8 protein-coding genes, 9 tRNA genes and 3 rRNA genes are annotated in these 12,813 nt (G+C 49.8%); all 20 read left to right on the plus strand.

The window, feature by feature from the left end; all coding sequences use genetic code 11:
- Window positions 1–2 precede the first annotated feature (2 nt).
- The 20 genes from M1Q06_RS02910 (at window position 3) to M1Q06_RS03005 (ending at window position 12,716) form a co-directional block, all read left to right on the plus strand.
- Entirely contained in the window at window positions 3–404 is a 402-nt protein-coding gene (locus M1Q06_RS02910; RefSeq protein WP_058381773.1) for an anti-sigma regulatory factor, read from the plus strand.
- 12 nt (window positions 405–416) lie between these two features.
- On the plus strand, window positions 417–1,418 hold the full coding sequence (locus tag M1Q06_RS02915) for a PP2C family protein-serine/threonine phosphatase (protein WP_121300974.1): 1,002 nt from the start codon (window positions 417–419) through the stop codon (window positions 1,416–1,418).
- A 95-nt stretch (window positions 1,419–1,513) separates the two neighbouring features.
- On the plus strand, window positions 1,514–1,846 hold the full coding sequence (locus M1Q06_RS02920; RefSeq protein ID WP_058381771.1) for an anti-sigma factor antagonist: 333 nt from the start codon (window positions 1,514–1,516) through the stop codon (window positions 1,844–1,846).
- Between the two features lie 2 nt (window positions 1,847–1,848).
- Entirely contained in the window at window positions 1,849–2,319 is a 471-nt protein-coding gene (gene rsbW, locus M1Q06_RS02925; RefSeq protein ID WP_058381770.1) for an anti-sigma B factor RsbW, read from the plus strand.
- Window positions 2,297–3,079, plus strand: a complete 783-nt coding sequence (gene sigB, locus M1Q06_RS02930; protein WP_058381769.1) for an RNA polymerase sigma factor SigB — start codon at window positions 2,297–2,299, stop codon at window positions 3,077–3,079. The genes rsbW and sigB overlap by 23 nt, the downstream gene beginning before the upstream one ends.
- Window positions 3,079–3,678, plus strand: coding sequence for a PP2C family serine/threonine-protein phosphatase (locus tag M1Q06_RS02935; RefSeq protein WP_121300975.1), 600 nt, complete (start codon window positions 3,079–3,081; stop codon window positions 3,676–3,678). Before sigB ends, M1Q06_RS02935 begins: the two co-directional genes overlap by 1 nt.
- A gap of 100 nt (window positions 3,679–3,778) precedes the next feature.
- The gene (locus M1Q06_RS02940; protein WP_434401470.1) at window positions 3,779–5,959 is read left to right on the plus strand and encodes a Tex family protein; all 2,181 of its coding nucleotides are present in this window, start codon (window positions 3,779–3,781) and stop codon (window positions 5,957–5,959) included.
- Between the two features lies 1 nt (window position 5,960).
- Window positions 5,961–6,425, plus strand: coding sequence for a SprT family protein (locus M1Q06_RS02945; RefSeq protein ID WP_121300977.1), 465 nt, complete (start codon window positions 5,961–5,963; stop codon window positions 6,423–6,425).
- A gap of 363 nt (window positions 6,426–6,788) precedes the next feature.
- A tRNA-Asn gene (locus M1Q06_RS02950) sits at window positions 6,789–6,863 on the plus strand.
- A 7-nt stretch (window positions 6,864–6,870) separates the two neighbouring features.
- Window positions 6,871–6,945 (plus strand) — tRNA-Glu (locus M1Q06_RS02955).
- A gap of 68 nt (window positions 6,946–7,013) precedes the next feature.
- Window positions 7,014–7,090, plus strand: a tRNA-Met gene (locus tag M1Q06_RS02960).
- 3 nt (window positions 7,091–7,093) lie between these two features.
- Window positions 7,094–7,169, plus strand: a tRNA-Asp gene (locus tag M1Q06_RS02965).
- Between the two features lie 9 nt (window positions 7,170–7,178).
- Window positions 7,179–7,253, plus strand: a tRNA-Gln gene (locus tag M1Q06_RS02970).
- A gap of 101 nt (window positions 7,254–7,354) precedes the next feature.
- Window positions 7,355–7,440, plus strand: a tRNA-Leu gene (locus tag M1Q06_RS02975).
- A 17-nt stretch (window positions 7,441–7,457) separates the two neighbouring features.
- Window positions 7,458–7,534, plus strand: a tRNA-Arg gene (locus tag M1Q06_RS02980).
- A 19-nt stretch (window positions 7,535–7,553) separates the two neighbouring features.
- A tRNA-Gly gene (locus tag M1Q06_RS02985) sits at window positions 7,554–7,627 on the plus strand.
- A 156-nt stretch (window positions 7,628–7,783) separates the two neighbouring features.
- Window positions 7,784–9,334 (plus strand): 16S ribosomal RNA (locus M1Q06_RS02990).
- Between the two features lie 187 nt (window positions 9,335–9,521).
- Window positions 9,522–12,454 (plus strand): 23S ribosomal RNA (locus tag M1Q06_RS02995).
- A gap of 64 nt (window positions 12,455–12,518) precedes the next feature.
- A 5S ribosomal RNA gene (gene rrf, locus M1Q06_RS03000) occupies window positions 12,519–12,634 on the plus strand.
- Together the 16S, 23S and 5S rRNA genes with 9 tRNA genes alongside form the textbook arrangement of a ribosomal RNA operon.
- Before the next feature lie 9 nt (window positions 12,635–12,643).
- Window positions 12,644–12,716 (plus strand) — tRNA-Asp (locus M1Q06_RS03005).
- The last annotated feature ends 97 nt before the right edge of the window (window positions 12,717–12,813 follow it).

A 12,813-nucleotide genomic window follows, 5' to 3' on the forward strand; every position in this document is an offset into this window, starting at 1 on the left:
AGATGAGCGACCAATCCTCAGTGGAAATCTTAACGGAATGGGATATTGTAGCGGCACGGCAGCTCGGGCGCAATGTCGCCAAAGAGCTCGGCTTCGGCACAGTGGACCAAGCGCGGATCACGACAGCCATCAGCGAGCTTGCCCGCAATATTTATTTATACGCCGGCCAGGGCAGGATTGAAATCCAGCAACTGACCGAAAATGGCATGAAGGGAATCTTGATCATCGCGGCCGATAGCGGTCCGGGAATTCCTGATGTCAGAAAAGTAATGGAAGACGGTTTTACGACATCAGGAGGATTGGGTGCAGGCCTGCCGGGTGTCAAGCGCTTGATGGACGATTTCAAAATCGAAACGATCCAAGGCGAAGGGACAGATATACGGGCTACGAAGTGGCTCCGCTAGGGGGAACGCTAAATGCCTCAACATATTGAAGCACAGTATCAGGAAATTCTGAACGAATACGTAAAAAAGCAGACGGAGCAAAATTTGTACGTCGGCCAAAATTTCAGCAGGCAACTAATTCTGGAGAACATTTCTCCGGAAGAAGTGATCAGTATGCACAAAGCAGCCATCCGGGAGCTCTATAGCGATCTTCCGGATGTTGTTTGGCATTCATTCGATTTCCTGATCGAAATGATGATCAATTACGGATTGGCCCTGCAAGAACGCCAAAGTTTGCTGAAGCGCCAGGAAGAGCTGAAAGTGGAAATGGACTTGGCAGCCAATGTCCAGGAAACTTTGCTCAAGACAAAATTGCCGTCGCTTGACGGGCTGGATATCGGCTTACTGTCGATCCCGGCCAAAAAGATGAACGGGGATTATATTTATTTTGTCAGTGATTACGATGGATACGCCGGCGTAGCCGTTGCCGATGTCATCGGTAAAGGCCTGCCGGCAGCTCTTTGCATGTCGATGATTAAATTCGGAATGGACAGCTTGAACAGCTCACACGCCCTGCCAAAAGACGTGCTCGGCGTCATCAACCGGATCGTCGAAAAAAGTGTCGACGACTCGATGTTCGTGTCGATGTTCTATGCAAATTACGATGCAGGAGCAGCCAGCCTCACTTACGGGTCGGCCGGGCATGAACCTGCCATTCTTTATCGTGCAAATACAGGGGAATTTGATGAACTCGAAGCAAAAGGCTTACTGCTCGGCGTTTCGCCGGCCGCGGTTTATGAAGAGCATTCCGTCACCTTGGAAAAAGGCGATATGGTCATCATGATGACGGACGGCGTGACAGAAGGCCGTACGGAAGAAGGTTTTATCGAGCGCGAAGTCATTTATAAATTGATTGAGCAAAAGAAAGAGCAACCGGCTCAGGCGATTGTCCAACATGTCTACGATGAACTTGAACGAATGCAAAATGCAGAACTACAGGATGATTTCACTTTAGTGGTTTATAAGAAGGTTTAATTCGATGTTTAAAGTCATTGGGTAGCGGGTAAGAAAGCTTAGAATGGCTTTTTTTCAGCCGAATTGAATCATACAAAACGGGGTGTCATATAGAGATGAATATTCAAGTTAATTTGACAGAAAATGACAATAAATTAAAAGGCGATATTCACGGGGAAATCGATGCGCATACAGCACCGGTACTCCGCGAAAAATTAGAAGCGTACCAGGCACAAGAGGGCTTGAATGCCGAATTGGACTTATCCGGTGTCGACTACATGGATAGTACAGGCTTGGGCGTTTTTGTCGCATTCTATAAATCCATCAATGCAAAAGGCGGCCATTTGAAACTGACTGGCCTCTCAAGCCGCTTGAAGCGCCTCTTCGATATTACAGGCCTAGGCGACATTATGGATATTGAAGCAGCAGTCGGGAAGGGTGGGAATTAATCATGCGTCCTTTCGATTATGTAGAGATGCGCGTCCCGGCCAAATCCCAGTACGTAGGCGTTGCCCGTCTGACGATTTCAGGCCTTGCAAGCCGCATTGGATTTTCATTTGATGATATTGAAGATTTGAAGATCGCTTCAAGTGAAGCAGTGACAAACGCCGTCCAACACGCTTATTCAGAAGGCGAAGAAGGCGAAGTTGTCATCGGGTGTGCATTATATGAAGATAAAATCGAAATCATGGTAGCCGACCACGGCCAAAGCTTCAACTTTGAAGAAACCAAAGCAAAAGTGGGCCCTTATCACGATCAGGAAGAAGGAGCGTTCCTGCGCGAAGGAGGTCTCGGCCTGTATTTGATCGAAACGCTTATGGATGAAGTGAAAGTACATCATCAGGAAGGCGTTACTGTCTTTATGACCAAGCATGTTGAAGGAGAGCGGGTGGAAGAGGATGTCGAAACAATCTCATCCTAATCAGCCAACGAAAGAACAGGTACTGGAATGGATTGAAGCTTATCAAAAAACAGAGGACGAGGAAGCACAGACAAACCTTGTCCTTAATTACCGCCGTCTCGTGGAATCGATTGCCCGCAAGTATTCAAACGGCAAATCATACCACGAAGACATCGCACAAGTGGGCATGCTTGGCTTGCTCGGTGCGATCCGGCGCTACGATCCATCCTATGGCCGCAGCTTCGAAGCTTTCGCGGTGCCGACCATCATCGGCGAAATCAAGCGCTTTTTGCGTGACAAAACATGGGCTATCCATGTACCGCGCCGCATAAAAGAACTGGGGCCGCGCATCAAAGCGACGGTTGAAGTGTTGACAACAGAACTTCAGCGTTCCCCACAAGTGTGGGAAATCGCTGAATATCTGGATGTGGATGAAGACGACGTTTTGGAAGCGATGGAGATGGGCAAAAGCTATCAAGCGCTTTCCATGGACCATTCTCTCGAGGCGGATTCGGACGGCAGTACGGTTACATTGTTTGACGTAGTCGGCCAAGAAGATGATGGATACGAAAAAGCGGATCAGCGCATGCTCGTGGCGGAAGCGATGAATGTCCTTTCCGATCGGGAAAAGCAGATCATCCAATACACCTACATAGAGCAGCTGAGCCAGAAGGAAGCGGGCGACCGCCTGGGTATTTCCCAGATGCACGTTTCGCGCCTTCAACGAAAAGCCATCAAAAAGCTTCAGGAAGCCATTTTGGCCGCCGGCGGGGTTTCCTAGTGGAAGAAATTCGCCATGAAAATGTGGAAGCCTATGCCTACAACGCAGCAAAAAAAGGGAATTACGAATCTGGCGACAGTTATTTCACTGTATTGACGGATGAATACTTTATTTGCTCCGTAGCCGATGGTTTGGGAAGTGGGCCTGTAGCACGCGAATCGTCACAGGTCATCCCGCAAATCCTGAAAGAATATCATCATGAGACAATCGATCAATTGATGAATCGCTTTAATGGTTTAATGATGCAAAAACGTGGCGCAGCGGTCGCTATTTTTAAAGTAGACTTTAAGAAACGCACCTTGGAGTACAGTTGTGTCGGCAATATCCGTTTCTATCTTTATAGAAGAGAAACGGACGAAGTGATTTATCCGCTACCTGTAATGGGCTATCTCTCGGGAAGGCCCCAAAAGCTGAAAACCCAGCTTTACACGTATTTGGAAAATGACTTGTTCCTGATTCACTCAGATGGCGTGGATTTACGTAATCCAAAAGCGATGATGAGAAGAGCGGGAGCACCGAAACGGCTGTACGAAGATATTCTTGCGTCCATTCAAACAGGCGACGATGCTACATTAATTTCAGGAAGCCTTCTCCATTAGGGAGAGGCTTCTTTTTTTATGGAAAAAGCAATGTAGTGGCTTGTTTCTCTCATTATCAACAGGCATGTTAAAATAGAGAAGCAGAAAGGAAGTGCATACAATGGATACTCAGCAATTGCACGCATTGATCGCCAAGGATGCCGGCGTTAAACCAGATCAGGCAAAACAAGTCATTGAACTTCTTGAAGGTGGCAACACGGTGCCTTTTATCGCTCGTTACCGAAAAGAAGCGACTGGTTCATTGGATGAAGTCCAGATAAAGGCAGTAGAAGATCGTTATACATATATCCAGAATTTGGAACAAAGAAAAACAGATGTGATCCGTTCAATTGAAGAACAGGAACAACTGACTCCCGAGCTTGAAAAAGCCATCAAAGGAGCCACTGTGCTTCAAAGAGTAGAAGATTTATACCGCCCATATAAACAAAAACGCCGCACGAAAGCGATCATCGCAAAAGAAAAAGGGCTGCAGGGACTGGCAGATTGGCTTTTGAAACCAGGAAAAGAGCAGATCAAAACGGTAACGGAACAGTATATCAGTGTTGAAAAGGGTGTTGAAACAGCGGAAGAAGCGCTTGCAGGAGCACAGGATATTTTAGCTGAGCTTTTTGCGGATGATCCGGATATCCGTGAAAAAGCTCGTCGCATGACTCGCGATAATGGTTTGCTGGAGACGGCCGCCAAAAAAGGCCACGAAGACGAGAAACAAGTCTTTCAAATGTATTATGAATACAGCGAAGCGATCAAAAAGATTGTCCCGCACCGTATACTCGCCATCAACCGCGGCGAAAAAGAGGGTGTGTTGAGAGTAACAGTCACACCTCCAGTCGACCGAATCATTCGTTTAATGAAAGATAAATGGATGAAAATGGGTAGTCCTGCCGCGAAAGAAGTCGAAGCAGCCATAGAAGACAGCTACAAACGCCTGATCCAGCCATCTATTGAACGCGAAATCCGTACGGAACTAAGTGAAAAAGGTGAAACGCAGGCCATACACATTTTTTCGGAAAACCTTCGCAATCTGTTATTGCAGCCTCCGATGAAAGATAAAATGGTGCTCGGTATTGACCCGGCGTACCGCACAGGCTGCAAATTGGCTGTGATAGATGAGACCGGGAAACTACTAGAAGTGGCGGTCATTTATCCGCATCCCCCAAAATCCGATCAAAAAGGCGCGAAGAAAATCTTACAGCGTCTAACGGACAACTACCCAATTGAAATCATGGCAATCGGAAATGGCACCGCGTCACGTGAAACCGAACAATTCATTGCCGATTTTCTTGGGGAAACTGCGAACAAAGCATCATATGTCATCGTCAACGAAGCAGGTGCCAGTGTGTACTCGGCATCCGAGGTAGCCCGCGCAGAGTTTCCGGACTTACAAGTCGAAGAACGCAGTGCAGCTTCTATCGCCCGCCGTCTCCAAGACCCGCTTTCGGAACTCGTGAAGATAGACCCGAAAGCTGTAGGCGTTGGGCAATACCAACACGACGTCTCGCAAAAAAAGTTGGCAGACCAATTGACCTTCGTTGTTGAGACCGCAGTCAACCAAGTCGGCGTAAATGTGAACTCTGCTTCAGCTTCTCTCCTTCAATACGTCGCCGGGCTCAGCAAGACCGTTGCTGAGAACATCATTAAAATGCGTGATGAGAATGGTCGTTTTACTTCCCGTGTCCAATTAAAGAAAATCCCTCGCCTCGGCGCCAAGACTTATGAACAAGCTGTCGGCTTCTTGCGCATAACAGAAGGGAAGAATCCGCTCGACGCTACCGGCATTCACCCAGAAAGTTATGAAGCTGCTGAGAGGATCCTCAAGTTGATCGATGCGGACAAAAAAATGATTGGCCGCCCAGAAATTCTCGCGAAGCTGGAAGACTTGGACCTCGAGGCATTGAGCCAGGAGTGGGAAGTCGGCAAAGTGACACTCAAAGACATTGTGGATGCGTTGAAGAAACCCTTCCGCGACCCGCGAGATGAGTTCCCTCAACCATTGCTGAAGAGTGACGTCTTAAAGATGGAAGACTTAACTCCCGGCATGGAAGTGCAAGGAACGGTGCGCAACGTCGTCGATTTCGGAGCTTTCGTCGACATTGGCGTGAAACAGGATGGGTTGGTCCATATCTCTAAATTGAAAAAGGGGTTTGTTAAACATCCGCTTGATGTCGTGGCAGTCGGAGATATCGTTACCGTATGGGTCGATCAGGTCGAAAAACAAAAAGGCCGGATCGCTTTGACGATGCTGCCGCCAAAAGAACAACAACCGGATTTTCAGGAGAGATAAGATGACGAACGAAGAATTGACGAAGTTGATTGCAGAGATTTCCCGCGACACCTTCGGAAAATCATTCCGCCATCAAGGCGTGTTCAACAAACGCCTCCGGACAACAGGGGGCCGTTACTTACTGGGTTCACATAACATTGAAATCAACCCGGCTTCATATGAGAAGTTCGGCGGTGATGAACTGACGGGCATCATTAAGCATGAGCTGTGCCATTATCACCTCCATCTTGAAGGAAAAGGATACAAGCATCGGGACAAGGATTTCCGAGAGTTACTACAAGAGACAGGGGCTCCGCGCTTTTGTTCTCTTCTTGTAGAGAAGCGGCGGAAGACAACTGGCTTTCATCTGTATGAATGCATCTCTTGCAAAACGGAATTTCCAAGAAAGATCCGTATGAACACTGCCAAGTACAGATGCGGACGCTGCAGCGGCAAGCTGCGGGTGAAAAGAGAAAAGAGTTTATAGAAGAAAGAGCCGCTGATGAAGCGGCTCTTCTTTTATGTCTAGCAGCTTGCGGTAAAGTTACACTAGACGGAAATGAGCAAAAGAAAATACTGTGATTCGTATTCATATAGAAGAAGAGTAAACGGGGGCAAGGGTCACCCGCCGTTCATTCTAATCAAACCTTCATAGGTTCTCGGCCGTTCAGAGTCTTTCGGCAAACTAGTAAAGTGGGCCAACTAATTGTTCTCTGAGCTTAATCGTTTGAAGTATATTGCTAAACGAAACACTGACCTCAAATTAAAATATAAAATGATGAATAAAAGTATTGACGATTCTTGTAAGGCTCTTTATAATAGAAAAAGTCGACAAGTACTTAAACATTATTCCGAAGTAGCTCAGTGGTAGAGCACCGCACTGTTAATGCGATGGTCGTAGGTTCGAGTCCTACCTTCGGAGCCATTTAATTGGCCCCTTGGTCAAGCGGTTAAGACACCGCCCTTTCACGGCGGTAACACGGGTTCGAATCCCGTAGGGGTCACCATACATATATTGAATTACTTTTTCTAATATAATACTTGTGTGCGGTACAATTGAAAATATTATTATTGTCGCGGGGTGGAGCAGTTCGGTAGCTCGTTGGGCTCATAACCCAAAGGTCGCAGGTTCAAATCCTGCCCCCGCAACCAAATGGTCCCGTGGTGTAGCGGTTAACATGCCTGCCTGTCACGCAGGAGATCGCCGGTTCGATCCCGGTCGGGACCGCCATTTTTTCAATGGGGTATAGCCAAGCGGTAAGGCAACGGGTTTTGATCCCGTCATGCCCTGGTTCGAATCCAGGTACCCCAGCCAATTTTAGGGTTACTGAGACGAACTTCAACTTGAATGATTAGTTCTTGACAAAGAAGAACTGAAGTTATATAATAGAATTTGTCTCAAAAAATATATTATTTGCGGTCGTGGCGGAATGGCAGACGCGCTAGGTTGAGGGCCTAGTGGGAGAAATCCCGTGGAAGTTCGACTCTTCTCGGCCGCACCATACATATTCAATTACTTGCGCCCGTAGCTCAATTGGATAGAGTACTTGACTACGAATCAAGCGGTTAGAGGTTCGAGTCCTCTCGGGCGCGCCATTTATCTTCTATATAATATGCGGGTGTAGTTTAGTGGTAAAACCTCAGCCTTCCAAGCTGATGATGAGGGTTCGATTCCCTTCACCCGCTCCAACATTATTTTTGAACCTTGAAAACTGAACAGCAAAACGTCAACAATACAGCCGTGAGTGATCGCGGCAAACGTACTGATCAGCTTCGGCAGATCAAGCGAATCGCGCGTCTTTCGAGACGGCGATGCGCCAGCAGTATTGAGCAATCAACTACTCTATAATGGAGAGTTTGATCCTGGCTCAGGACGAACGCTGGCGGCGTGCCTAATACATGCAAGTCGAGCGGAACCATTGGAGCTTGCTCCTTTGGTTTAGCGGCGGACGGGTGAGTAACACGTGGGCAACCTGCCCTGCAGATCGGGATAACTCCGGGAAACCGGTGCTAATACCGAATAGTTTGCGGCCTCTCATGAGGCTGCACGGAAAGACGGTTTCGGCTGTCACTGCAGGATGGGCCCGCGGCGCATTAGCTAGTTGGTGAGGTAACGGCTCACCAAGGCCACGATGCGTAGCCGACCTGAGAGGGTGATCGGCCACACTGGGACTGAGACACGGCCCAGACTCCTACGGGAGGCAGCAGTAGGGAATCTTCCGCAATGGACGAAAGTCTGACGGAGCAACGCCGCGTGAGTGAAGAAGGTTTTCGGATCGTAAAACTCTGTTGTGAGGGAAGAACAAGTACCAACTAACTACTGGTACCTTGACGGTACCTCACCAGAAAGCCACGGCTAACTACGTGCCAGCAGCCGCGGTAATACGTAGGTGGCAAGCGTTGTCCGGAATTATTGGGCGTAAAGCGCGCGCAGGCGGTCCTTTAAGTCTGATGTGAAAGCCCACGGCTCAACCGTGGAGGGTCATTGGAAACTGGGGGACTTGAGTGCAGAAGAGGAAAGTGGAATTCCACGTGTAGCGGTGAAATGCGTAGAGATGTGGAGGAACACCAGTGGCGAAGGCGACTTTCTGGTCTGTAACTGACGCTGAGGCGCGAAAGCGTGGGGAGCAAACAGGATTAGATACCCTGGTAGTCCACGCCGTAAACGATGAGTGCTAAGTGTTAGGGGGTTTCCGCCCCTTAGTGCTGCAGCTAACGCATTAAGCACTCCGCCTGGGGAGTACGGCCGCAAGGCTGAAACTCAAAGGAATTGACGGGGGCCCGCACAAGCGGTGGAGCATGTGGTTTAATTCGAAGCAACGCGAAGAACCTTACCAGGTCTTGACATCCCGCTGACCGCCTAGGAGACTAGGCTTTCCCTTCGGGGACAGCGGTGACAGGTGGTGCATGGTTGTCGTCAGCTCGTGTCGTGAGATGTTGGGTTAAGTCCCGCAACGAGCGCAACCCTTGATCTTAGTTGCCAGCATTCAGTTGGGCACTCTAAGGTGACTGCCGGTGACAAACCGGAGGAAGGTGGGGATGACGTCAAATCATCATGCCCCTTATGACCTGGGCTACACACGTGCTACAATGGACGGTACAAAGGGCTGCAAACCCGCGAGGGGGAGCCAATCCCAGAAAACCGTTCTCAGTTCGGATTGCAGGCTGCAACTCGCCTGCATGAAGCCGGAATCGCTAGTAATCGCGGATCAGCATGCCGCGGTGAATACGTTCCCGGGCCTTGTACACACCGCCCGTCACACCACGAGAGTTTGTAACACCCGAAGTCGGTGGGGTAACCCTTACGGGAGCCAGCCGCCGAAGGTGGGACAGATGATTGGGGTGAAGTCGTAACAAGGTAGCCGTATCGGAAGGTGCGGCTGGATCACCTCCTTTCTAAGGATTATATCGGAACCGATCTTCGGATCGGGTTGACGTTTTGCGTTCAGTTTTGAAGGTTCACTCCGCAAGGATTGACTTTCAAACTTGTTCTTTGAAAACTGGATAGATCGACATTGATTAAGAAACAAGCATCAAGTAGCGTGATCGCTTTGCGATCAACTTATTTTTTTTGACCCTCAGTGGTTAAGTTAATAAGGGCGCACGGTGGATGCCTTGGCACTAGGAGCCGAAGAAGGACGGCACTAACACCGATATGCCTCGGGGAGCTGTAAGTGAGCTGTGATCCGGGGATTTCCGAATGGGGAAACCCACTGTTCGTAATGGAGCAGTATCCATGTGTGAATACATAGCACATGAGAAGGCAGACTCAGGGAACTGAAACATCTAAGTACCTGAAGGAAGAGAAAGCAAATGCGATTCCCCAAGTAGCGGCGAGCGAAACGGGATCAGCCCAAACCAGAAGGCTTGCCTTCTGGGGTTGTAGGACACTCTATACGGAGTTACAAAGGAACGGATTAAGCGAAGCGACCTGGAACGGTCCGCAAGACAGGGTAATAGCCCCGTAGCTGAAAGTTCGTTCCCTCCAGAGTGGATCCTGAGTACGGCGGAACACGAGAAATTCCGTCGGAATCCGGGAGGACCATCTCCCAAGGCTAAATACTCCCTAGTGACCGATAGTGAACCAGTACCGTGAGGGAAAGGTGAAAAGCACCCCGGAAGGGGAGTGAAATAGATCCTGAAACCGTGTGCCTACAAGTAGTTAGAGCCCGTTAATGGGTGATAGCGTGCCTTTTGTAGAATGAACCGGCGAGTTACGATTGCATGCAAGGTTAAGGTGAGAAGCCGGAGCCGCAGCGAAAGCGAGTCTGAATAGGGCGAGTGAGTATGCAGTTGTAGACCCGAAACCAGGTGATCTACCCATGTCCAGGGTGAAGGTAAGGTAACACTTACTGGAGGCCCGAACCCACGCACGTTGAAAAGTGCGGGGATGAGGTGTGGGTAGCGGAGAAATTCCAATCGAACCTGGAGATAGCTGGTTCTCTCCGAAATAGCTTTAGGGCTAGCCTCAAGAAGAGAATCCTGGAGGTAGAGCACTGTTTGGACTAGGGGCCCATCCCGGGTTACCGAATTCAGACAAACTCCGAATGCCAGTGATTTATGCTTGGGAGTCAGACTGCGAGTGATAAGATCCGTAGTCAAGAGGGAAACAGCCCAGACCACCAGCTAAGGTCCCCAAATATCCGTTAAGTGGAAAAGGATGTGGCGTTGCTTAGACAACCAGGATGTTGGCTTAGAAGCAGCCATCATTTAAAGAGTGCGTAATAGCTCACTGGTCGAGTGACACTGCGCCGAAAATGTACCGGGGCTAAACGGATTACCGAAGCTGTGGATGGACATCGTAGATGTCCGTGGTAGGAGAGCGTTCTAAGGGCGTTGAAGTCAGACCGGAAGGACTGGTGGAGCGCTTAGAAGTGAGAATGCCGGTATGAGTAACGAAAGACGGGTGAGAATCCCGTCCACCGAATGCCTAAGGTTTCCTGAGGAAGGCTCGTCCGCTCAGGGTTAGTCGGGACCTAAGTCGAGGCCGATAGGCGTAGACGATGGACAACAGGTTGATATTCCTGTACCACCTCCCCGCCGTTTGAGTAATGGGGGGACGCAGAAGGATAGGGTGAGCGTGCCGTTGGTTGTGCACGTCCAAGTTGTGAGATGAGAAACGAGGCAAATCCCGTTTCTATGTACATCAAGCAGTGATGGCAAGAGGTTTAACCTCAGAGTCCCTGATTTCACACTGCCAAGAAAAGCCTCTAGCGAGGCGGGAGGTGCCCGTACCGCAAACCGACACAGGTAGGCGAGAAGAGAATTCTAAGGTGAGCGAGTGAACTCTCGTTAAGGAACTCGGCAAAATGACCCCGTAACTTCGGGAGAAGGGGTGCTCTGGTAGGGTGTTAAAGCCCGAGAGAGCCGCAGTGAATAGGCCCAGGCGACTGTTTAGCAAAAACACAGGTCTCTGCAAAACCGTAAGGTGACGTATAGGGGCTGACGCCTGCCCGGTGCTGGAAGGTTAAGGGGAGTGCTTAGCGCAAGCGAAGGTGCGAACCGAAGCCCCAGTAAACGGCGGCCGTAACTATAACGGTCCTAAGGTAGCGAAATTCCTTGTCGGGTAAGTTCCGACCCGCACGAAAGGCGTAACGATCTGGGCACTGTCTCAACGAGAGACTCGGTGAAATTATAGTACCTGTGAAGATGCAGGTTACCCGCGACAGGACGGAAAGACCCCGTGGAGCTTTACTGTAGCCTGATATTGAATTTTGGTGCAACTTGTACAGGATAGGTAGGAGCCAGAGAACCCGGAGCGCCAGCTTCGGGGGAGGCGTCGGTGGGATACTACCCTGGTTGTATTGAACTTCTAACCCACAAGCCTTAGCGGCTTGGGCGACAGTGTCAGGCGGGCAGTTTGACTGGGGCGGTCGCCTCCTAAAGAGTAACGGAGGCGCTCAAAGGTTCCCTCAGAATGGTTGGAAATCATTCGCAGAGTGTAAAGGCACAAGGGAGCTTGACTGCGAGACGGACAGGTCGAGCAGGGTCGAAAGACGGACTTAGTGATCCGGTGGTTCCGCATGGAAGGGCCATCGCTCAACGGATAAAAGCTACCCCGGGGATAACAGGCTTATCTCCCCCAAGAGTCCACATCGACGGGGAGGTTTGGCACCTCGATGTCGGCTCATCGCATCCTGGGGCTGTAGTCGGTCCCAAGGGTTGGGCTGTTCGCCCATTAAAGCGGTACGCGAGCTGGGTTCAGAACGTCGTGAGACAGTTCGGTCCCTATCCGTCGCGGGCGCAGGAAATTTGAGAGGAGCTGTCCTTAGTACGAGAGGACCGGGATGGACACACCGCTGGTGTACCAGTTGTTCTGCCAAGAGCATCGCTGGGTAGCTATGTGTGGCCGGGATAAGTGCTGAAAGCATCTAAGCACGAAGCCCCCCTCAAGATGAGATTTCCCATTGCGCAAGCAAGTAAGATCCCTCAAAGACGATGAGGTAGATAGGTTCGGGGTGGAAGCGTGGCGACACGTGCAGCTGACGAATACTAATCGATCGAGGACTTAACCAACAAACTGAAACGCAAGTTTCCCACAATGTCGATTTATCCAGTTTTGAGCGAACAAGCTCAAGAGTCCAGTGATGATGGCAAAGAGGCCACACCCGTTCCCATCCCGAACACGGAAGTTAAGCTCTTTTGCGCCGATGGTAGTTGGGGGTTTCCCCCTGTGAGAGTAGGACGTCGCTGGTCTATAATTTTGGTCCCGTGGTGTAGCGGTTAACATGCCTGCCTGTCACGCAGGAGATCGCCGGTTCGATCCCGGTCGGGACCGTCATTCCAAAAAGTGAGCACAGCGAACCCGCTGTGCTCTTTTTCTATGGAAACAATATATTTTGATTTGGACGGCTATCTCCGCTAAACTATGAAAA

The sequence above is a fragment of the Planococcus sp. 11815 genome, from assembly GCF_051096385.1.
Taxonomy (GTDB): Bacteria; Bacillota; Bacilli; order Bacillales_A; family Planococcaceae; genus Planococcus; species Planococcus citreus.

Excerpts from the sequence above, each read along its gene's own strand:
- M1Q06_RS02910 (WP_058381773.1), top strand. The coding sequence starts at position 3 with ATGAGCGACCAATCCTCAGTGGAAATCTTAACGGAATGGGATATTGTA.
- M1Q06_RS02940 (WP_434401470.1), top strand. The coding sequence starts at position 3,779 with ATGGATACTCAGCAATTGCACGCATTGATCGCCAAGGATGCCGGCGTT.
- sigB (WP_058381769.1), top strand. The coding sequence starts at position 2,297 with ATGTCGAAACAATCTCATCCTAATCAGCCAACGAAAGAACAGGTACTG.
- M1Q06_RS02920 (WP_058381771.1), top strand. The coding sequence starts at position 1,514 with ATGAATATTCAAGTTAATTTGACAGAAAATGACAATAAATTAAAAGGC.
- M1Q06_RS02945 (WP_121300977.1), top strand. The coding sequence starts at position 5,961 with ATGACGAACGAAGAATTGACGAAGTTGATTGCAGAGATTTCCCGCGAC.
- rsbW (WP_058381770.1), top strand. The coding sequence starts at position 1,849 with ATGCGTCCTTTCGATTATGTAGAGATGCGCGTCCCGGCCAAATCCCAG.
- M1Q06_RS02915 (WP_121300974.1), top strand. The coding sequence starts at position 417 with ATGCCTCAACATATTGAAGCACAGTATCAGGAAATTCTGAACGAATAC.